This is a genomic window from Paraburkholderia edwinii, assembly GCF_019428685.1.
Taxonomy (GTDB): Bacteria; Pseudomonadota; Gammaproteobacteria; order Burkholderiales; family Burkholderiaceae; genus Paraburkholderia; species Paraburkholderia edwinii.
Genome location: NZ_CP080095.1, coordinates 1,781,334 through 1,801,632, shown reverse-complemented (window position 1 = coordinate 1,801,632; position 20,299 = coordinate 1,781,334). Strand labels below are relative to the sequence as shown.

Sequence of the window (20,299 nt, the reverse complement as noted above, 5' to 3'; positions counted from 1 at the left end):
GCGCGTGGCGGCGTGGCGGCGCAACTGCACGGCTGCGCAGCCGCGCGATTGCGCGACTACTGCAGCCGGAACCTGCCCACCATCTGCTTCAACGCGCGCGCCTGATCGTCGAGCGACTGCGCGGCGGCGGTCGCCTGTTCGACGAGCGCCGCGTTCTGCTGCGTGCCCGCATCCATCTGCGAGACCGCGAGATTGATCTCTTCGATACCCGAGCTCTGCTCGGCCGATGCGGCGGAAATCTCGCCCATGATGTCGGTGACGCGCTTCACGGCCTTGACGACTTCGTCCATCGTCTGCCCCGCGTCCTGCGCGAGTTGCGAGCCGTTGCTCGCGCGCTCGACCGACGCGCCGATCAAGCCCTTGATCTCCTTCGCGGCGGACGCGCTGCGCTGCGCGAGATTGCGCACCTCGCCCGCGACGACCGAGAAGCCGCGGCCTTCCTCGCCGGCGCGCGCCGCTTCGACCGCGGCATTCAGCGCGAGGATATTGGTCTGAAACGCGATGCCCTCGATCACGCCGATGATGTCGCCGATACTCTTGGCGCTGTCGTTGATCTCGTTCATCGTCGCGACCACGCGGCCGACCACGTTGCCGCCCTGCTCCGCAATCGACGATGCGTTGTCGGCGAGCGTGCGCGCCTGCTTCGCGTTATCGGCGTTCTGCCGCACCGTCGACGTGAGCTGCTCCATGCTGCTCGCGGTGCGCTCGAGCGCCATCGCTTGCTGCTCGGTGCGCTGCGAAAGATCGAGATTGCCCGTCGATATCTCGCTCGAGGCGGATGCGATCGCCTCGGCACTCGCGGCGATATCGGCGACTGTCGTCGACAGGCCGCTTTGCATATCGGACAGCGCGGACAGCATGCTCGACGTGTCGCGCTTCCCGAGCGCAATCGCATTCGACAGATCGCCGGCGGCAATGCGCGACGCGATTTCCTTCGCGTAGACGGGCTCGCCGCCGAGTTGCCGCGCAAGGCGCCGCACGACCCACTCGCTGATGACGAACGCGAGCACGATCAGCGCAACCGTGGCGGCCGCGATCATCACGAACGACGAGCGGAAGATAAATGTGGATGCGCCGATCGTCGCCTTCGCGGCGGTGCCCTGCTGCGCGACGAGTCCGTCGACGAGTTTTTCGAGCTTGCCTGTTTCGACGAGCAGCGACACATCCTGCATGCCGACCTGCCAGTTCATCTGCGACAGATCGAGCGGTTGCGCCTGCACGAGCTTGACGAAGTCGCGCAGGTGAGTGCTCCACGCGGCAACCGCCGTGGCAAATTTCTTCTGCTGGGCGACTGCGTCGGGCGTGCTCGCATACTGGCCGAGCGTGTTCAACTCCGCGTTCAGCGCGGCGAGCCCCTTGTCGATATCGGTGCCGAGTTCTTCGCGCTCTTTCGCGGTGCTTGCCGTGAGCAGCATCTTCTGCGCGCGGCTTGCGCGCAGCATTTCGCCACGTGCTTCCTCGGCCGCGCGGTTCGCGATATAGCCCTGCTCGTAGATCGATTGCGTCGAGCCGTTCAGGCGGCTGATCTGTGTCAGCGCAAATAGGCCGATGGCGAGTGTGCCGACCAGCAGCACGGCAAATGCGAGCCGCAGCGTCGCCTTTACCGATAAACCGGCGCGCGGATTCCCCTGCGCAACTGTTTTCATCGTTATTCCCCCGTATCGAACCGCCGGAACGGTCGGCTCCGGCGGCCTTTCAACTTCATAACAGGTTGACGGCAACAGCGGCGGCGGTCTTTAGGTTCTTGCCTTCCACCGCGCCCGTTCCCGCTGTCGCACCTGTGCGCCGCCTCGTGGGCCGCGCGAGCGGTGTTATACACGGCCAAAATCTCGCGGTCAGCCCCTGCTAACGCTTAGCCGGGCTTAGCGGGCGTCCGTTCCCTCGGCCAGATGGCAGCCGGCCCTTGTCCGATTCGCGACAAATCTTGGCAGGACAACTGACTCAAGCCACATTACAATCCATCGCATACGATCCTTCGTCGATATTGCAGCGGTATCACCGCTTGACGAAGGCCGTTCGACCCACCCCAACCTCAACCCCCATGGAAACGAGCCTCGACAAACGCGCCCTCGCCGGCGCCCAGGCTGGCGGCGCATCCACTCCCGCCGCGGCGAGTACCGCAAAGGTGCCGCAAACCGTCTATTCGATCCTCGGCGCGATCAGCTTCTCGCATCTGATGAACGACATGATCCAGTCGTTGATCCTCGCGATCTATCCGATGCTGAAGTCAAACTTCGCGTTGTCTTTCGGACAGATCGGCCTTATCACGCTGACCTATCAGATCACCGCTTCGCTGCTGCAGCCGCTTATCGGCATCTATACGGACAAGCATCCGAAGCCGTACTCGCTGCCGGTCGGCATGGGTTTCACGCTGGCCGGTCTGCTGCTGATGTCGGTGGCGCCGAGCTTCGGCATCCTGCTGGTCGCGGCGGCGCTGGTCGGCTGCGGGTCGTCGGTGTTTCACCCGGAGTCGTCGCGGGTCGCGCGCATGGCGTCGGGCGGCCGTCATGGCCTCGCGCAGTCGCTGTTTCAGGTGGGCGGCAATGCGGGCACCTCGCTCGGGCCGCTGCTCGCGGCACTGATCGTGATTCCGCATGGCCAGCGCAGCATCGCGTGGTTTTCGGTCGCGGCGCTGATCGGCATCGTCGTGCTCGCGCAGGTGAGCCGTTGGTACAAGCAGCATCCGTCGACGAAGAAAGCGCGCGCGGGCGTCGCGCACGCCACGCTGTCGCGCGGCAAGATCGCGTTCGCGATGAGCGTGCTCGTGCTGCTGGTGTTCTCGAAGTACTTCTATCTCGCGAGCATCAACAGCTACTTCACGTTCTATCTGATCGACAAGTTCCACCTGCCCGTGCAGGCGGCGCAGATCCATCTGTTCGTGTTCCTCGCGGCGGTCGCGGCGGGGACGGTGATCGGCGGACCGATCGGCGACCGGATCGGCCGCAAGTATGTGATCTGGGTGTCGATTCTCGGCGTGGCGCCGTTCACGCTGCTGCTGCCGTACGCGAACCTGTTCTGGACCGGCGTGCTGACGGTGGTGATCGGCATCGTGCTCGCCTCCGCGTTCTCGGCGATTCTCGTCTACGCGCAGGAGCTGATTCCGGGCAAGGTCGGCATGGTCGCGGGGCTCTTCTTCGGCTTCGCGTTCGGCCTCGGCGGCGTCGGCGCGGCAGTGCTCGGCGAGCTTGCGGACGCCACGAGCATCGATTACGTGTACAAGGTCTGCTCGTTCCTGCCGCTGATCGGCATTCTCACGGTGTTCCTGCCGAATATCGAAGGGAAGCACGCGAAGGGTTAACGCGATTGCTGATGGTTGTCGCCCAGGGGCGCCGCATTCGCGGCGCCCTTTTTTAATGCGGCCACCGGTGACTGATATAACTGACATTTCGCGGATTTCCGGCGCGAATGTCAGTTATATCAGACATTCCTTGTCCCCTTTCCCACCGCGCGGCGTCATGGTGAACCCGCGTTGTCCGCGCGTTCGCGCCTGCTCTATGCTGTGCTCAATACTGCTTCGGCATGCCGATTGCGTCAGTTGCATCGTTGTTCGCCGGAAACCCGTTGTCCTGCCCCGCCTGCCCGAAGGACCGCCGCCGATGACCCGCTACCGCGAATTCCACCGCCGTTCGATCGAAGCGCCCGACGAGTTCTGGCGCGACGAAGCCGCGCGCATCCATTGGCATACCCCGTTCGAAACCGTGCTCGACCGCTCGAACCCGCCGTTTGCGCGCTGGTTCACCGGAGGCCAGACCAATCTGTGCCATAACGCGGTCGACCGCCATCTCGCCGATCGTCCGCAACAGCAGGCGCTTATCTATATCTCGACGGAAACCGGCATCGAGCGCCGCTATACGTATGCGGAGCTATATGCGGAAGTGAACCGCATGGCTGCGGTCATGCGCTCGCTGGGCGTCGCGCGCGGCGACCGCGTGCTGATCTATCTGCCGATGATTCCCGAAGCCGTGTTCGCGATGCTGGCATGCGCGCGGCTCGGTGCGATTCATTCAGTCGTGTTCGGCGGCTTCGCGGCGCCGAATCTTGCCGCGCGCATCGACGATGCGAAGCCCATGCTGATTGTCACCGCCGATGCGGGCGCGCGCGGCGGCAAGGTGATCGACTACGCGCCGTTGATCGACGAAGCGCTGTCGCGCGCTGCGCACAAGACGCCGCACGTGCTGATGATCGACCGCCAGCTCGCGCCGGAAAAATTCAGCGCGCCCTATCTGCTCGACTACGAGCCGCTGCGCGAGCAGTTCTTCGACGCGCACGTGCCGTGCGAATGGCTCGAGTCGAACGAGCCGTCGTATGTGTTGTACACGTCGGGCACGACCGGGCGTCCGAAAGGCGTGCAGCGCGATGTCGGCGGTTATGCGGTCGCGCTTGCGGCATCGATGGAATACATCTTCGAAGGCCGCGCCGGCGACACGATGTTCACCGCCTCCGATATCGGCTGGGTGGTCGGGCACAGCTACATCATCTATGCGCCGCTGATCGCGGGTTTGACGACCGTCATGTACGAAGGCACGCCGATCCGTCCGGACGGCGGCATCTGGTGGCGGCTTGTCGAGCAGTACAAAATCAACCTGATGTTCACCGCGCCGACTGCGTTGCGCGTGCTCAAGAAGCAGGATCCGGCATTGATGAAAGCCGCCGACCTGTCGAGCCTGCGCACGCTCTTTCTCGCGGGCGAGCCGCTCGACGAGCCGACTGCCGCGTGGGTCGCGCAATCGCTCGGCAAGCCCGTCGTCGACAACTACTGGCAGACGGAAACCGGCTGGCCGATTCTTGCGATCCAGCGCGGCGTCGAAGCGCTCACGCCGAAGCTCGGCTCGCCCGGCGTGCCCGTGTACGGCTATAACGTGACGCTGCGCGACGAGGTGACGGGCGAGCCCTGCGCGCCCGGCGAAAAAGGCGTGATCACGCTTGCGTATCCGCTGCCGCCCGGCTGCATGTCGACCGTATGGGGCGACGACGCGCGCTTTGTCGACACCTACTGGTCGAGCGTGCCGAACCAGACGGTCTACTCGACTTTCGACTGGGGCGTACAGGACGAAACCGGCTATGTGACGATCCTCGGCCGCACCGACGACGTGATCAATGTCGCCGGCCATCGCCTCGGCACGCGCGAGATCGAAGAAGCGCTGTCGGGCCACAACGCGGTGGCGGAGGTCGCCGTGGTCGGTGTGAACGATCCGGTGAAGGGACAGGCCGCGCTCGCATTCACCGTGCTGCGCGACGCGGACCGCTACGCGTCGGACGAAGCGCGCGCGAAGCTCGAAGCGGAACTCACAGCAACGGTCGACCGGCAGTTGGGATCGATTGCGCGCCCGGCACGCGTGCATATCGTTGCGATGCTGCCGAAGACGCGCTCGGGCAAGCTGTTGCGCCGCGCGATCGCGGCGCTTGCCGAAGGCCGCGACCCAGGCGATTTGCCGACCATCGAAGATCCGGCCGCGCTGCAGCAGATTCGCGATGCGCTGCAGGCTTCGGCCTCGGCGCCGCGATAGGCCGCTTGATAGACCGCTTGATCGGCCGCTTGATAGACCGCTTGATAGACCGCTTGATAGACCGCTCGATAGGCCGCTCGATAAGCCGCTCGATAAGCCGCTCGATAAGCCGCTCGATAAGCCGCTCGATAAGCCGCAGGATAGACCTTGATAGACCGCCTGATAAGCCGACCGCTTATCCGCGTCCCTGCAAGAACCGCCGCAGAATCCCGCTCGAATACGTGCCGGCGATCTCGACGAGAAAGGTCGAGAACGACGCCGGCGCGTGCACGTCCGCGGTATCGGAAATCGTGCGCACGATCGCGCACGGCACGCCGTACTCGTAGCAGACCTGCGCGATCGCCGCGCCTTCCATTTCGACCGCGAGCGCATCGGGCAACGCCGCGCGCAACGCGTTGACCGCCGCCGAACTCGCGATGAACTGGTCGCCGCTGATCACGAGACCGCGGTGCACTCTCGGCCGCGCGGTACCAAAGCGTTCGGCGAGCGCCCCGCCCTCCTGCGCAATGAAGTTTTCGCATGCGGCGGCGAGCGCTTCGGCAAGCGACGCATCGGCGGCAAAGCGCGCGATGCCGAGCAACGGCACTTCGAAGCGCGGAAACAGCGGCGACGCATCAAGATCGTGCTGCATCAGCGTGTGCGCAACGACGATATCGCCGATCTGCACCTCGCGCCCCACACCGCCGGCCACGCCCGTGAACACGACCGCCGCGACATCGAACGCATGAATCAGCGCGCTGACCGTTGCCGCCGCCGCGACCTTGCCGACGCGCGCCAGCGTCACGACACACGGCGCGCCGTGCACGGTGCCGACGTGATAGTCGCGCTGCCCGTGCGTCACCGTGCGCACCTCACCTTCGGCACGCATCGCGGCCACCAGATCGCCGAGTTCGTCGGGCAACGCCGCCATCACACCGAGGGGCCGGCGTGCTGTGGCGTCGCTGCCACGCTGCGCGCCGCTCGCTACTGGCTGCTTCGTTCCCGCATCCTTCGTTTCGCTCATTCCACCGCCTGTAATTTCGCGACCGCGAGCGCCAGCCACTTCTCGCCGTGCCGCTTGAATCTGACCTGTGCCTTGCCGTCCGTGCCGCCGCCTTCGAGCGCAGTGATCGTGCCTTCGCCGAACTTCGTATGGAACACCTGCTGCCCGACGCGAAAGCCCGTTTCAGCCGCGCGCTGCTCGTTCGCGAATGCCGGTAGCGGAGCCGCGGACGCGCCGCCGTCGTAACTCTCGTAGCTACTGCCTTCGCGATTGGAGCGCCCGAACCAGTCGCGGCCCCAGCCCGCGTTATCCGAACGGCCACCCCAGCGCGAACCGGCCTCGACTTTCGGCGTGAGCCACTTTAGCGTTTCTTGCGGAAGTTCGTCGAAAAACCGGGAACGGATGTTATAGCGCGTCTGGCCGTGCAGCATCCGGCTCTGTGCGAAGGAAAGATAGAGCCGTTCCTTCGCACGCGTGATCGCCACGTACATCAGACGCCGCTCTTCCTCGAGCCCGTCCGTTTCCATTGCGCTGTTCTCGTGCGGGAACAGGCCCTCTTCGAGACCCGTGATAAACACCGCCGTGAATTCAAGGCCCTTCGCCGAGTGCACGGTCATCAGCTGCACGGCGTCCTGGCCCGCTTGCGCCTGGTTGTCGCCGGCTTCGAGCGACGCGTGCGACAGGAAGCCCGCGAGCGGCGTCATCGTGTCGGGATTCTGCGCGGGGTCCGCGAGGTTCGCCGGATCGAGCACGACGCTGCCCGGGTCGTCCGTTTCGACTGCGATTTCGGGCGCGGCGGTGGCGCCCGGGCGCAGCGGAATCGAGCGCGCGGGCGTATCGAGCCCGTAGCCCTCTTCGCTGACGAACGCAGCCGCGGCATTGACGAGTTCCTGCAGGTTCTCGAGCCGGTCCTGCCCTTCGCGCTCGTTCTGATAGAAATCGGCGAGACCGCTGCCGCGCACGACGTGCTCGACCGTCTCCGGCAAGCTCATCTGCTGCGTTTCCGCGCGCATCTTCGCGATCAGGGTCGCAAAGGCGCCGAGGCTCGAGCCTGCCTTGCCGGCCACGTACGGAATCGCCGCCGCGAGCGAGCAGTTGTAAAGACGCGCCGCGTCCGCCAGCTGTTCGATCGAACGCGCGCCGATGCCGCGCACCGGAAAGTTCACAACGCGCGCAAATGCCGTATCGTCGTTCGGATTGTCGATCAGGCGCAGATACGCGAGCGCGTGCTTCACTTCCTGGCGCTCGAAAAAGCGCAGCCCGCCATACACGCGATACGGAATGCCGACATTGACGAGCGTGTGCTCGATCGCGCGCGACTGCGCATTGCTTCGATACAGCACCGCGATTTCGCCGCGCGACAAACCCGTGTTGATCAGCGCGCGAATCTCCTCGACGATCCAGCTTGCTTCCTGCGTATCGGTGGCCGCCTCATAGACGCGCACCGGTTCGCCGTGCCCCGCATCCGTGCGCAGGTTCTTGCCGAGGCGCCGCGCGTTGTGCGCGATCAGCTGGTTCGCCGCATCGAGAATATGGCCGTGCGAGCGGTAGTTCTGCTCGAGCTTGATCAGATTGCGGACCTTGAACTCGTGTTCGAAGTCGCGCATGTTGCCGACGTTCGCACCGCGGAAGGCATAGATCGACTGGTCGTCGTCGCCGACCGCAAAGATCGCGTTCTGCTCGCCCGCGAGCATCTTGAGCCACGCGTATTGCAGCTTGTTCGTGTCCTGGAACTCGTCGACGAGAATTTGCCGGAAGCGCGCCTGGTAATGCGCGCGCAGCGGCGCATTGTGCGCAAGCAGCTCGTAGCAGCGCAACAGCAGCTCCGGAAAATCGACGACGCCTTCGCGCTGGCATTGCTGCTCGTACGCCTCGTAGAGCTCGACGAACTTGCGGTTGAAGTTGTCGGTGGCATCGACGTCTTTCGGTCGCAGCCCCTGCTCCTTCGCGTTATTGATGAAGTACTGCAGGTTCTTCGCCGGATATTTTTCGTCGTCGACGTTGAGGCCCTTCATGAGCCGCTTGATCGCCGAGAGCTGGTCAGCCGTGTCGAGAATCTGGAACGTCTGCGGCAGGCCCGCGTCGCGATAGTGCGCGCGCAGCATCCGGTTGCACAGGCCGTGGAACGTGCCGATCCACATGCCGCGCGTATCGATCGGCAGCAGCGCGGAAAGGCGCGCCATCATCTCGCGCGCGGCCTTGTTCGTGAAGGTGACCGCCAGCACCGTGGGCGGCGACGCGTAACCGTGCTGGATCAGCCAGGCGATGCGCGTGATCAGCACGCGGGTTTTGCCGCTGCCGGCGCCCGCCAGAATAAGCGCCGGTTCGTTCGGCAACGTCACGGCGGCAAGTTGTTCAGGATTCAGGTTGGCGAGCAGATCGGGCATGTCGGATGGGCGAACGGATAAGCGGGCACAAAAGCGGCGGACACAAAAGCAGCAGACACAAAACCGGACAGCCGGGCAAAGCGGCGCGGGAATGACGGCCCGGACGTAACGCTCACCGCGTGGCGCGCGCGTGACTCATGGCAGCGCCTCATGGCAGCACCTCATGGCAGCACATCAGGCAGTGGCGACAGAGCCGTGCGCCATTATAAGTCCCGCCTGACGCGAGCGCCCCCTCGGCCGAATGGCCAGCGGGCGGCCTGCTGAACTGTACAGCCTTTATAATTCAAGGTTTCGGGCATCTTTTCACGCATTTTTCGGCAGACTTCCACAATGAGCGACAGCACGCTGGCCAAGAGCTTCGAGCCCCACACGATCGAGGCCGAATGGGGCCCCAAATGGGAACAACGCGGCTACGCCGCGCCGGCAATGCAGCCGGGCCGCAACAATTTCTCCATTCAGTTGCCGCCGCCGAACGTCACCGGCACGCTGCATATGGGCCACGCGTTCAACCAGACCATCATGGACGGCCTGACGCGCTATCACCGCATGCTCGGCGAGAACACGCTGTGGGTGCCGGGCACCGACCACGCCGGCATCGCCACGCAGATCGTCGTCGAACGGCAGCTCGACGCGCAGAAAATCTCGCGCCACGACCTCGGCCGCGAAAAGTTCGTCGAGCGCGTATGGGAATGGAAACACGAGTCCGGCTCGACGATCACAAACCAGGTGCGGCGCCTCGGCGCGTCGATCGACTGGTCGCGCGAATACTTCACGATGGACGACAAGCTGTCGCCCGTGGTGGCCGACGTGTTCGTGCGTCTTTATGAGCAGGGCCTCATCTATCGCGGCAAGCGCCTCGTGAACTGGGACCCGGTGCTGCTTACCGCGGTGTCCGACCTCGAAGTGGTCAGCGAGGAGGAAAACGGCCACCTGTGGCATATCCAGTATCCGTTGGCGGACGGCTCCGGCCATCTGACGGTCGCCACCACACGCCCTGAAACGATGCTCGGCGACGTCGCGGTGATGGTGCATCCGGAAGACGAGCGCTACGCGCACCTGATCGGCAAGACCGTGAAGCTGCCGCTGACCGATCGCGAGATTCCCGTGATCGCCGACGACTACGTCGATCGCGCGTTCGGCACGGGCGTCGTGAAAGTCACGCCCGCGCACGACTTCAACGACTATCAGGTCGGCCAGCGCCACAAACTGCCGCAAATCGAAATCCTCACGCTCGACGCGAAGATCAACGACAACGCGCCGCAGGCGTATCGCGGCCTCGACCGCTTCGAGGCGCGCAAGCGCGTCGTGGAAGACCTCGACAAGCTCGGCCTGCTCGAATCGGTGAAGACGCACAAGCTGATGGTGCCGCGCGGCGACCGCACGAACGTCGTGATCGAGCCGATGCTCACCGACCAGTGGTTCGTCGCGATGAGCAAGCCCGCGCCTGAGGGCACCTTCAATCCTGGCAAGTCGATCGCCGAAACCGCGCTCAATGTGGTGCGCAACGGCGACATCAAGTTCGTGCCCGAGAACTGGACCACCACGTACTACCAGTGGCTCGAAAACATCCAGGACTGGTGTATCTCGCGTCAATTGTGGTGGGGCCATCAGATTCCCGCGTGGTACGGCGAGAACGGCGAAGTGTTCGTCGCGCACACCGAGGAAGGCGCGCGCAACAAGGCGGCTGAAAGCGGCTACACGGGCCCGCTCACGCGCGACCAGGACGTGCTCGACACGTGGTTCTCGTCGGCGCTCGTGCCGTTCTCGTCGCTTGGCTGGCCGGCGGAAACTGCGGAACTGAAGGCATTCCTGCCGTCGTCGGTGCTCGTCACCGGCTTCGACATCATCTTTTTCTGGGTCGCGCGCATGGTCATGATGACCACGCACTTCACAGGCAAGGTGCCGTTTCATACGGTCTACGTGCATGGCCTCGTGCGCGATCACGAAGGCCAGAAGATGTCGAAGAGCAAGGGCAACACGCTCGATCCGCTCGATATCGTCGACGGCATCGAACTCGACGCGCTGGTCGCCAAGCGCACGACGGGGCTGATGAACCCGAAAAACGCGGCCACCATCGAAAAGAAGACACGCAAGGAATTCCCGGAAGGCATTCCCGCCTTCGGCACCGATGCGCTGCGCTTCACGATGGCGTCGATGGCCACGCTCGGCCGCAACGTGAACTTCGACCTCGCGCGCTGCGAAGGCTATCGCAACTTCTGCAACAAGCTGTGGAACGCCACGCGCTTCGTGCTGATGAACTGCGAAGACCACGATTGCGGCTTCAGCAAGCCCGGCGCGTGCCAGCCCGGCGATTGCGGCCCCGGCGGCTATACGGACTTCTCGCAGGCGGACCGCTGGATCGTGTCGCTGCTGCAGCGGGTCGAAGCCGATGTCGCGAAGGGCTTCGCCGACTATCGTTTCGACAATGTGGCGAACGCCCTATATAAGTTCGTCTGGGACGAATACTGTGACTGGTACCTCGAGTTCGCGAAGGTGCAAATCCAGACAGGCACGCCCGAACAGCAGCGCGCCACGCGGCGCACGCTGTTGCGCGTCCTCGAAGCGGTGCTGCGTCTGCTGCACCCGATCGTTCCGTTCATCACCGAGGCGCTGTGGCAAAAGGTGGCGCCGCTCACCGACGCGTACCCGGCCGGCATGGCCGAAGGCGAAGCATCGATCATGGTGCAACCGTATCCGGTCAGCGAGGCGAAGAAGATCGACGAGTCTGCCGAGCAGTGGGCCGCCGATCTGAAGGCCGCGATCGACGCGTGCCGCAACCTGCGTGGCGAGATGAACCTGTCGCCAGCCACGAAGGTACCGCTGCTCGCCACCGGCAACGCCGCGCGGCTCAAGACGTTCGCGCCCTACGCGCAAGCGCTCGCGCGTCTGTCGGAGGTGCGCATCATCGACGACGAGGCGCAACTGGACAAGGAAGCGCATGGCGCGCCAATTGCTATCGTAGGATCTGACAAGCTCGTGCTGAAGGTGGAGATCGACGTCGCCGCCGAACGCGAGCGTCTGTCAAAAGAGATTGCGAGATTGAACGCAGAAGTATCGAAATGTAACGCGAAGCTTCAAAACGAGAGCTTTGTCGCGAAGGCGCCGGCCGCCGTGGTTGAGCAGGAGCAGAAAAGGCTGGCAGAATACCAGACCACTATCGGCAAGCTTACGGCGCAGCTGACGCGCCTGCCGGCCTGACAGACGCGGCGCCACAAGCGCCGCATCGACAGGTCGTTCGCACCACGGCAAGGCCGGTTACACCGCACCGGTCAGTCCATTACCAGGGGTAATCGAATGCTCAAAGTTACAAAAGCAGTCTTTCCAGTGGCAGGTCTTGGCACACGGTTTCTCCCGGCAACCAAGGCAAGCCCGAAGGAAATGCTGCCGATCGTCGACAAGCCGCTGATCCAGTACGCAGTGGAAGAAGCGATGGCAGCGGGCATCACGGAAATGATCTTCGTCACGGGCCGCAGCAAGCGCGCGATCGAAGATCACTTCGACAAGTCCTACGAGATCGAGGCGGAACTCGAAGCGCGCGGCAAGGCAAAGCTGCTCGAGCTCGTGCGCAGCATCAAGCCGAGCCATGTCGACTGCTTCTACGTGCGCCAGCCGGAAGCGCTCGGTCTCGGCCACGCGGTGCTGTGCGCCGAGAAGCTCGTCGGCGACAACCCGTTTGCCGTGATTCTCGCGGACGACCTGCTGTACGGCACGCCGCCCGTCATGCAGCAGATGATCGAGGTGTTCGACCACTATCACAGCTCGGTGATCGGCGTCGAAGAGATTCCGCGCGACGAAACGAAGTCGTACGGCATTGTCGACGGCAAGGAATGGGAAGACGCGATCATCAAGATGTCGGGCATCGTCGAAAAGCCGGCGCCCGATGTTGCGCCATCCAATCTCGGTGTGGTCGGCCGCTATGTGCTCAAGCCGCGCATCTTCGAACATATCCGTTCGCTGAAGCCGGGCGCAGGCGGCGAACTGCAGCTGACCGACGCGATCCAGTCGCTGCTCAACGACGAACAGGTGCTGGCGTACAAGTATCACGGCACGCGTTTCGACTGCGGCAGCAAGCTCGGCTATCTGAAGGCGACCGTCGAGTTCGCGTTGCGTCACCCGGAAGTGGCCGCCGATTTCGAGCAGTATCTGCGCACGCGTTCGCCGGTGCTCGAGGGCTAGGCATCGACGTTTGACTCGCGGCCGCTGTAGATGCTGTAGCAGTGACGGCCGTCGATAAACGCAAAAGGCGCCATGTCTGCTGATGCAGACATGGCGCCTTTGTTTTGGTCCTGGCGCTTTCAGTCGCGAAGAAAAGGCCTGTGCCCTCTATCGCCGCCGGATCAGAAAGATAAACGTCTTGTCCTGCGTCGTCGTCGTTTCGACGATGCCGTTGCCCGTCTGCTTCGCGAACGCGGCGAAATCGCGCTGCGAGCCTGGATCGGTTGCGAGCACTTTCAGGATCTGACCGCTCTCCATATCGGCGAGCGCTTTTTTCGCGCGCAGGATCGGCAGCGGGCAGTTCAGCCCGCGCGCATCGACTTCCTTGTGAATCTGGATTTCCATCGGCAAGGACCTTCGGGATGAGGCGTCACTGAAACGCCATGCAGAGGGTCAAATTCTACAGCAGGCGCCTCACGCGCGCCGCCCGCCTCATCCTGCGCCGCTGTGCAGCCGGTCCTTACAGCGTGACAGCCTGGCCGGTTTCGAGCGAAGTCCGCAACGCACTGCCGATACGTGTCGCCTCGAGCGCGTCGGCCAGCGTCGCGCCGCTCGGCTCGCCAATTCGGCTGCCTGCACCCTGACCACCGCTCTGCGCATTCCGCACTTCCGCGACAAACGCCTGCGCTTCGTACAGAAACGCGTCTTCGAAGCGATCGAAGAACGTCGGCGTGCACTCGTTGCGCACGCCATGCGCGTCCGCGATCTCGACGCGATTGAGCCGCGGATTGCGGCCGATCGCCAGCGCGCCCCCCGTGCCGATCACTTCGCTGCCCGTATCGTTGCCGTGCGCCATCGTGCGCGACGCATAGAACATCGCGAGTCCACCGCCTTCGAATTCGCAGATCGCCACGCCGTTGTCGACATCGCCGAACTCGCGCAAGCCGTCGTGCAACGCGACGGTGCCGGCCGCATAGATGCGCTTCGCCTTCGGCTTGCCGAGCAGCCACCGCGCGACATCGATATCGTGCACGGTGCAGTCGAGAAAAATGCCGCCCGAAGTTGGCGCGAAGCGGACGAAAAAGCCATCGGGGTCGTTCAGATCGCAGGTCTGCGAGCGCACCATGAATGGCCGGCCGATCAGGCCCGACTGGATCTTGTCGTACGCATCGCGATAACTCGGATCGAAACGGCGCATAAAGCCGATCGTCGCCTGCAGATGCGGCTGGCGCTGCGCAACACTGAGCACGCGCTCGCATTCTGCAAGATCGAGCGACAGCGGCTTCTCGCAGAACACATGCTTGCCGGCCTGCAATGCATCGACAATCTGCTGCGCGTGCAAGGCCGACGGCGTGACGAGCCACACTGCGTCGATCTCGCGATCGTTCAGCAGCGCCGCATAGTCGCGATACTCGCGCGGCGCGGGCAGCGCACCGCGCGCCCACATCAGCTCTTCGTCGAGCGGACTGCACACGGCGGCCAGCGTCGCGCCGCGCACGCGATACGCAATGTTCTGCGCATGCCGCTTGCCGAGCCGGCCAAGGCCGACGACACCGATACGAAGCGGCGGCCCTTGCAACGCGCCTTGCTGCGCGTTGTGCGAGAGATCAGGCGCCGCCATCACGAAGCCTCGCCAAGCTTCACCGCGCGCCCTTCGCGCCACGAACGCGTCGCGGCTTCGGCCAGTTCGAGCGCCTTCAAACCGTCCGCGACGGTCGTGCGCACCGGCTTGCCGTGCGTGACCGCATCGAAGAAATGCGCGATTTCGAGCGCATACGCCGCGCGATACCGTTCGAGGAAAAACGCCTCGGGCACATCGCTCGACACCGCGGTCTTCGAATACGCGACCACTTCCGTCGGCCGCACATTGCCCGCCTGCAGCATGCCGTCGCTGCCCAGCACTTCGAAGCGCTGGTCGTAGCCGTACGCCGCGCGCCGCGCGGTATTGATCTGGCACAGGCGCCCGCGCTTCGTGCGGATCGTCACCGCGGTCGAATCGATATCGCCGGCATCGGCGATCGCCGGATCCGACAGCACGCTGCCCGTCGCATGTAGCGTCTCGGCTTCGTCGTCGAGAATCCAGCGGAAGATATCGAAGTCGTGAATCAGCATGTCCTTGAAGATGCCGCCCGAGTGCTTGATGTACTCGACAGGCGGCGCGCCCGGATCGCGGCTCGTCACGATCAGCATTTCCGGGGTGCCGATCTCGCCCGCGTCGATACGCGCTTTTACCGCGGCGAAAGTCGGATCGAAGCGCCGCTGGAAACCGATCATGCACACGACGCCCGCTTTCGCGACCGCATCGGCACAGGCACGTGCGCGCTCGAGCGTGAGGTCCACCGGCTTCTCGCAGAACACATGTTTCTTCTGCGCAGCCGACTTCAGAATCAGATCGGCATGCGTATCGGTGCTCGAGCAGATCACCGTCGCACCGACCGACGCATCTCCCATCGCGCCATCGATATCCGCTACCTGCGCGCCGTGCTGCGCAGCCAGTGCCGCGGCCGCATCGCGGTTCACATCGACCACATACTTGAGGCGCACGCCCGGCTGCCGCGCGAGGTTCGCCGCATGAATCCTTCCGATGCGGCCCGCGCCGAACACCGCGACGTCGATCGTCTTCGTGTCTCCACCCGTGTTTCCACTACTAGTCATCGTATCCTCCGGTGTCTTTCGATTCCTCAACGTTCAATTCAAGCTTGTACGCAAGCGCGATAAAGAGCGCCTGGCACAGGCAGATCGTGCTGGTCAGCGAGCGGAACGCGAACGCGCTGCCCTCCTTCACATACAGCTGCGTGGTCGCATAACGCGCGAGCGGCGATAGCTGGCTGTCGCTGATCAGCAGCGTCTTCGCCTGATGGTGATGCGCGACGCGCAAGCAGTACTGCGTCTCCTTGCCGTACGGCGCGAAGCTGATTGCGATCACCACGTCGCCCTTCTTCACGCTGCGAATCTGCTCGCGATACATGCCGCCGAAGCCCGAAACCAGATGCACGCGCTTCGGCGTGTGCTGCAATGCATAGACGATATAGCTCGCCACCGGAAACGAGCGCCGCACGCCGACCACATAGATGTTGTCGGCCTGCTGCATCATCTTCACGGCGGCGTCGAATTGCGCGTCGTCGAGCGTGCCCTCGAGTTCGTCGAGACCGCCGCGGCACGCGGCGATAAATTCGCGCGCGACGGTGCCGCCCGCGAGGCGCCCCGGCTTTTCGTCGATCAGCTTGCGGATGCGTTGCTGATAACTCGACGACGACGCGCCCTGTCCCGTATACGCCTGACGAAACACCGCCTGCAGATCGGAAAATCCGGAGAAGCCGAAGCGCTGTGCAAAGCGCACCACGGCCGACGGATGCACGCCGCAACTCGTGGCGATGTCGCTCGTGCGATCGACCATCACGCTGCCGCGATGCTGTTCGATATACGTCGCCACGCTCTTCAACTGACGCGGCAACGACTCGTAGTTCTCCGCGATGCGCTGCATCAATTCATCGACGCTCGGCAGTTCTTCTGTGTTTTCTTCGGCCATGGCCTTCCCTTCAGTGCTGTGTTGCGTCGCAAAAGCCGCATGGCGCATGCCTTTCGATAGACGGCGGATATGCCGCACAGGCGCGCCGAACGGCCCGTCCGACGTTGCCGATTATAGGTAGCGCACCCAGCAAATGGAACGTATTTTCCAATTTTATTTTTATTGAAATTTCCATTGCACCACTGTCGAACTTGACCTAATCTTGGTCGTGAGCGATGGCGCGCCCGCCCCGAGTTCGTCGTTGAAACAGGCAAGCGCTCCATACGCTCCCCTCAAAAACGAACAGACCGAGAAAGGTGGAGACAATGAAACTTTGCAGAGGCAAGGGTTCGCTCACGGCGCTTTTTGCAGCGCTTTCGCTATCGCTTGGCTTCGCGGCATCGTCGCCCGCACAGGCGGCGCCCGATGCGCACTTCGTGCTGATCAGCCATGCACCCGATTCCGATTCGTGGTGGAACACGATCAAGAACGCGCTCAAGCAGGCCGACGAAGACTTCAACGTCGAAACCGACTATCGCAATCCGCCGAACGGCGACATCGCGGACATGTCACGTCTGATCGAACAGGCGGCCGCACGCAACTACGACGGCGTGATCGTGACCATCGCCGACTATGACGTGCTGAAGAGCTCGATCGGCAAGGTCACGGCCAAGAAGATTCCGCTCGTGACGATCAACTCGGGCACCGAAGAGCAGAGCGCGAAGCTTGGCGCGATCATGCACGTCGGCCAGCCTGAATACGTGGCGGGTAAAGCGGCCGGCGAAAAGGCGAAGGCCGCCGGCGTCAAGTCGTTCCTCTGCGTGAATCACATCGCGACGAACTCGGTGTCGTTCGACCGCTGCCGCGGCTTTGCCGACGCGATCGGCGTCGACTACAAGACGTCGACGATCGATTCGGGCCAGGATCCGACCGAAATCCAGTCGAAAGTCAGCGCCTATCTGCGCAATCACCCGAACACCGGCGCGATCCTGACGCTCGGCCCCGTACCGGCCGCGGCGACGCTGAAGGCGGTCCAGCAGATGGGCCTCGCGGGCAAGATCTATTTCTGCACGTTCGACTTCTCGGACGATATCGCGAAGGCGATTCAGGCCGGCACGATCCAGTTCGCGATCGACCAGCAGCCGTATCTGCAGGGCTATATCCCGGTCGCAGTGCTCGCGATTGCGAAGAAGGACCACACGACCGACCCGGTGAAGATCCGCCAGATCCTGCAGGCGAATCCGAAGTTCAAGGCGCGTCTCGAGACCTATGGGCTTCAGCCGTCTTATGGGCCGAAGGACATCCGCTCGGGTCCGGGCTTCATCACGAAAGAGAATCTCGACAAGGTCATCAAGTACGCGGGCCAGTATCGTTGATTTGACCCGCTGATTTAACCGCCGTATCGAGCGGTATCCAGCGGTTTCGTCGAGTAGTACGCGGCACCGGACGCGCATTGCGCATGCACATCGCGCGCGGCACCGGCGGACCTCGCTCCGCCCGTCGCCGCCGCTCGCGCACTGACGCGCCGCGCCGCATCAATCACCGGTTTTCACGCGGTAGACGCAGGGACCGGGCATCTCGTAATACGTGGGGCCGGCGTAAGCGCTAAAGCGCTAACTCTGGCCGACAGGAGACATCATGGGCGTAGCCGGCAAACACTTTCCCTCGCATACAGGAGACGCGTCGAACCCCAGCGACGCGACGACGCCTGCTGCCTCCACCGCGACGCAGCCCGCGGCAGCGCACGGCGACGAACGCATCCGCAAGGAGTCCTGGTACGGTCATCTGCTGAACCGTCCCGAGTTCGCCGCGATTTCCGGCACCGTGCTCGTGTTTCTCGTCTTCGCGATTGGCGCCGGTCACTCCGGCATGTTCAATCTCGACGGCGTGATGAACTGGTCGCAGGTATCGGCCTACCTCGGCATTCTCGCGGTCGGCGCGTGTCTCCTGATGATTGCCGGCGAGTTCGACCTGTCGATCGGCTCGATGATCGGCTTCGCCGGCATGATGGTGGCGATTCCCTCCGTCTACTTTCACTGGCCGATCTGGGCCGCGATCATTTTCGCGTTCGTCGGCTCGATGCTGCTGGGCGCATTGAACGGCTACCTCGTGATGCGCACGCGGCTGCCGTCCTTCATCGTCACGCTCGCGTTCCTGTTTATCCTGCGCGGCCTCACGCTCGCGCTGTCGATCATGGTCGCGGACCGCACGATCATCTCCGGTGTCGGCGACCTTGCGCAGGCCGATCCGGTCAGCAACTTCCTGTTTCATGGCGTCGCCTTGCAAGGACTGTTCACGACGCTCGCGCATATGGGTATCGGTACGCTGCTCGATAACGGCAAGCCGCTCGTGCCCGGCATTCCCAAAGTGCTGCTCTGGTGGTTCGCGCTCGCCGCGGTCTGCGCCTTCGTCCTGGCGAAGACGCGCTACGGCAACTGGATTCTCGCGGTCGGCGGCGATGCCAATGCGGCGAAAAACGTCGGCGTACCGGTCAAGCGCGTGAAGATCGCCCTCTTCGTACTGACCGCGTTCTGCTCGTGCCTGTTCGCGGTGCTGCAGGTGTGCGACATCGGCTCCGCTGCGGCGGACCGCGGTCTGCAGAAGGAATTCGAAGCGATCATCGCCGCGGTGATCGGCGGCACGCTCCTGACCGGCGGCTACGGCTCGGTGGTCGGCGCATGCTTCGGCGCCCTGATCTTCGGCGTCGTGCAGATCGGCATCACCTATACCGACGTCAGCTCCGACTGGTTCCGCGTGTTCCTCGGCGTGATGCTGCTGCTTGCGGTGCTGTTCAACCACTATGTGCGCCGGCGCGTCGCGCAATCGTAATCGACTGGAGAACGAATATGTCCGACGTCATCAACCCCAGCGAAAACGCCAACCCGGCAGCGCCGAATTCAGCGACAGCTGAAGGCGACACCATCCTCGCGCTCGAAAACGTCAGCAAGTTTTTCGGCAAGGTCATCGCGCTATCGGGCGTCACGCTGCGCCTCAAACGCGGTGAAGTGCACTGCCTGCTCGGCGACAACGGCGCCGGCAAGTCGACGCTGATCAAGACGCTCGCGGGCGTGCATGCGCCCTCCGCGGGCCAGTATCTGGTGGACGGCAAGCCCGTGCATTTCGAATCGCCGAAAGACGCGCTCGACCGCGGCATCGCAACCGTCTATCAGGATCTGGCGCTGGTGCCGCTGCTCTCCGTCGCGCGCAACTTCTTTATGGGCCGCGAGCCGCAGAAGAAGATGCTCGGCCTTTTCACCGTGATGGACCTCGATACCAGCGCGCAGACCGCGCGCGAAAAGCTCGCGGAAATGGGCATTCATGTGCGCGACCCGCATCAGCCGATCGGCACGATGTCAGGCGGCGAGCGGCAATGTCTGGCGATCGCGCGCGCGATCCACTTCGGCGCGCGCGTGCTGATTCTCGACGAGCCGACCGCCGCACTCGGCGTGAAGCAAAGCTTCAACGTGCTGAAACTGATTCACAAGGCGCGCGCGAAAGGCATCTCGGTGATCTTCATCACGCACAACGTGCATCACGCGTATCCGATCGGCGATTCGTTCACGCTGCTCAATCGCGGCAAATCGCTCGGTACTTATACGAAGGACACGATCAGCAAGGAGCAGGTGCTCGACATGATGGCGGGCGGCGCCGAAATGCAGAAGATGATCGCCGAACTCGACGGCGCGACGATCTGAGCGCGCAGCGGTCTGCGCAGCGACTCGCGAAACGCCCCACTACTGCCCCACTGATCCGACGCCTC

14 protein-coding genes are annotated in these 20,299 nt (G+C 63.7%); 7 read left to right on the top strand and 7 right to left on the bottom strand.

Annotated features, from left to right (window positions below; translation table 11 throughout):
* Positions 1-56: 56 nt before the first annotated feature.
* Positions 57-1,646, bottom strand: coding sequence for a methyl-accepting chemotaxis protein (locus KZJ38_RS08015; RefSeq protein ID WP_219799553.1), 1,590 nt, complete (start codon positions 1,644-1,646; stop codon positions 57-59).
* A 395-nt stretch (positions 1,647-2,041) separates the two neighbouring features.
* Between KZJ38_RS08015 and KZJ38_RS08010 the strand changes: the two genes are divergently transcribed.
* Positions 2,042-3,298 (top strand): MFS transporter, encoded by a 1,257-nt coding sequence (locus KZJ38_RS08010; RefSeq protein ID WP_219799552.1) that lies wholly within the window; start codon positions 2,042-2,044, stop codon positions 3,296-3,298.
* 298 nt (positions 3,299-3,596) lie between these two features.
* Positions 3,597-5,507, top strand: coding sequence for a propionate--CoA ligase (locus KZJ38_RS08005; RefSeq protein ID WP_219799551.1), 1,911 nt, complete (start codon positions 3,597-3,599; stop codon positions 5,505-5,507).
* A 175-nt stretch (positions 5,508-5,682) separates the two neighbouring features.
* Here the strand turns inward: KZJ38_RS08005 and KZJ38_RS08000 are convergent, their stop codons facing one another.
* Both KZJ38_RS08000 and KZJ38_RS07995 read right to left on the bottom strand, forming a co-directional pair.
* Positions 5,683-6,417 (bottom strand): 5'-methylthioadenosine/adenosylhomocysteine nucleosidase, encoded by a 735-nt coding sequence (locus tag KZJ38_RS08000; RefSeq protein WP_246641741.1) that lies wholly within the window; start codon positions 6,415-6,417, stop codon positions 5,683-5,685.
* Positions 6,418-6,506: 89 nt separating this feature from the next.
* Complete coding sequence (locus KZJ38_RS07995) at positions 6,507-8,876, bottom strand: UvrD-helicase domain-containing protein (RefSeq protein WP_219799549.1); 2,370 nt, start codon at positions 8,874-8,876, stop codon at positions 6,507-6,509.
* A 330-nt stretch (positions 8,877-9,206) separates the two neighbouring features.
* On the opposite strand from KZJ38_RS07995, the gene KZJ38_RS07990 reads away from it, so the two are divergent.
* Entirely contained in the window at positions 9,207-12,074 is a 2,868-nt protein-coding gene (locus tag KZJ38_RS07990; RefSeq protein WP_219799548.1) for a valine--tRNA ligase, read from the top strand.
* 96 nt (positions 12,075-12,170) lie between these two features.
* The gene (gene galU, locus KZJ38_RS07985; protein WP_219799547.1) at positions 12,171-13,052 is read left to right on the top strand and encodes a UTP--glucose-1-phosphate uridylyltransferase GalU; all 882 of its coding nucleotides are present in this window, start codon (positions 12,171-12,173) and stop codon (positions 13,050-13,052) included.
* Between the two features lie 147 nt (positions 13,053-13,199).
* On the opposite strand, the gene KZJ38_RS07980 is transcribed toward galU, so the two are convergent.
* The 4 genes from KZJ38_RS07980 to KZJ38_RS07965 all read right to left on the bottom strand — a co-directional run bounded on the left by KZJ38_RS07980 (position 13,200) and on the right by KZJ38_RS07965 (position 16,560).
* Positions 13,200-13,430: a sulfurtransferase TusA family protein gene (locus KZJ38_RS07980; RefSeq protein WP_219800175.1), complete on the bottom strand. Its 231-nt coding sequence runs from the start codon at positions 13,428-13,430 to the stop codon at positions 13,200-13,202.
* A gap of 121 nt (positions 13,431-13,551) precedes the next feature.
* Positions 13,552-14,652 carry a Gfo/Idh/MocA family oxidoreductase gene (locus KZJ38_RS07975; protein ID WP_219799546.1) on the bottom strand — a complete coding sequence of 367 codons (1,101 nt, stop codon included), beginning with the start codon at positions 14,650-14,652 and terminating at the stop codon, positions 13,552-13,554.
* A complete protein-coding gene (iolG, locus tag KZJ38_RS07970; protein WP_219799545.1) occupies positions 14,652-15,686 on the bottom strand; it encodes an inositol 2-dehydrogenase in 1,035 nt (344 codons plus the stop codon). The genes KZJ38_RS07975 and iolG overlap by 1 nt, the downstream gene beginning before the upstream one ends.
* Positions 15,679-16,560, bottom strand: coding sequence for a MurR/RpiR family transcriptional regulator (locus KZJ38_RS07965; protein ID WP_219799544.1), 882 nt, complete (start codon positions 16,558-16,560; stop codon positions 15,679-15,681). Before KZJ38_RS07965 ends, iolG begins: the two co-directional genes overlap by 8 nt.
* Positions 16,561-16,865: 305 nt before the next feature.
* On the opposite strand from KZJ38_RS07965, the gene KZJ38_RS07960 reads away from it, so the two are divergent.
* From KZJ38_RS07960 to KZJ38_RS07950, 3 genes are all read left to right on the top strand, one after another.
* Positions 16,866-17,915, top strand: coding sequence for a sugar ABC transporter substrate-binding protein (locus KZJ38_RS07960; RefSeq protein WP_219799543.1), 1,050 nt, complete (start codon positions 16,866-16,868; stop codon positions 17,913-17,915).
* A gap of 262 nt (positions 17,916-18,177) precedes the next feature.
* Complete coding sequence (locus tag KZJ38_RS07955) at positions 18,178-19,368, top strand: ABC transporter permease (RefSeq protein WP_219799542.1); 1,191 nt, start codon at positions 18,178-18,180, stop codon at positions 19,366-19,368.
* 17 nt (positions 19,369-19,385) lie between these two features.
* A complete protein-coding gene (locus KZJ38_RS07950) occupies positions 19,386-20,234 on the top strand; it encodes an ATP-binding cassette domain-containing protein (RefSeq protein WP_246641686.1) in 849 nt (282 codons plus the stop codon).
* Positions 20,235-20,299: the final 65 nt, after the last annotated feature.

Coding starts and splice junctions, on each gene's coding strand:
- KZJ38_RS08005 (WP_219799551.1), top strand. CDS start 3,597: ATGACCCGCTACCGCGAATTCCACCGCCGTTCGATCGAAGCGCCCGAC.
- KZJ38_RS07995 (WP_219799549.1), bottom strand. CDS start 8,876: ATGCCCGATCTGCTCGCCAACCTGAATCCTGAACAACTTGCCGCCGTG.
- KZJ38_RS08015 (WP_219799553.1), bottom strand. CDS start 1,646: ATGAAAACAGTTGCGCAGGGGAATCCGCGCGCCGGTTTATCGGTAAAG.
- iolG (WP_219799545.1), bottom strand. CDS start 15,686: ATGACTAGTAGTGGAAACACGGGTGGAGACACGAAGACGATCGACGTC.
- KZJ38_RS07975 (WP_219799546.1), bottom strand. CDS start 14,652: ATGGCGGCGCCTGATCTCTCGCACAACGCGCAGCAAGGCGCGTTGCAA.
- KZJ38_RS08000 (WP_246641741.1), bottom strand. CDS start 6,417: ATGGCGGCGTTGCCCGACGAACTCGGCGATCTGGTGGCCGCGATGCGT.
- KZJ38_RS07990 (WP_219799548.1), top strand. CDS start 9,207: ATGAGCGACAGCACGCTGGCCAAGAGCTTCGAGCCCCACACGATCGAG.
- KZJ38_RS07965 (WP_219799544.1), bottom strand. CDS start 16,560: ATGGCCGAAGAAAACACAGAAGAACTGCCGAGCGTCGATGAATTGATG.
- galU (WP_219799547.1), top strand. CDS start 12,171: ATGCTCAAAGTTACAAAAGCAGTCTTTCCAGTGGCAGGTCTTGGCACA.
- KZJ38_RS07955 (WP_219799542.1), top strand. CDS start 18,178: ATGGGCGTAGCCGGCAAACACTTTCCCTCGCATACAGGAGACGCGTCG.
- KZJ38_RS07950 (WP_246641686.1), top strand. CDS start 19,386: ATGTCCGACGTCATCAACCCCAGCGAAAACGCCAACCCGGCAGCGCCG.
- KZJ38_RS07960 (WP_219799543.1), top strand. CDS start 16,866: ATGAAACTTTGCAGAGGCAAGGGTTCGCTCACGGCGCTTTTTGCAGCG.
- KZJ38_RS08010 (WP_219799552.1), top strand. CDS start 2,042: ATGGAAACGAGCCTCGACAAACGCGCCCTCGCCGGCGCCCAGGCTGGC.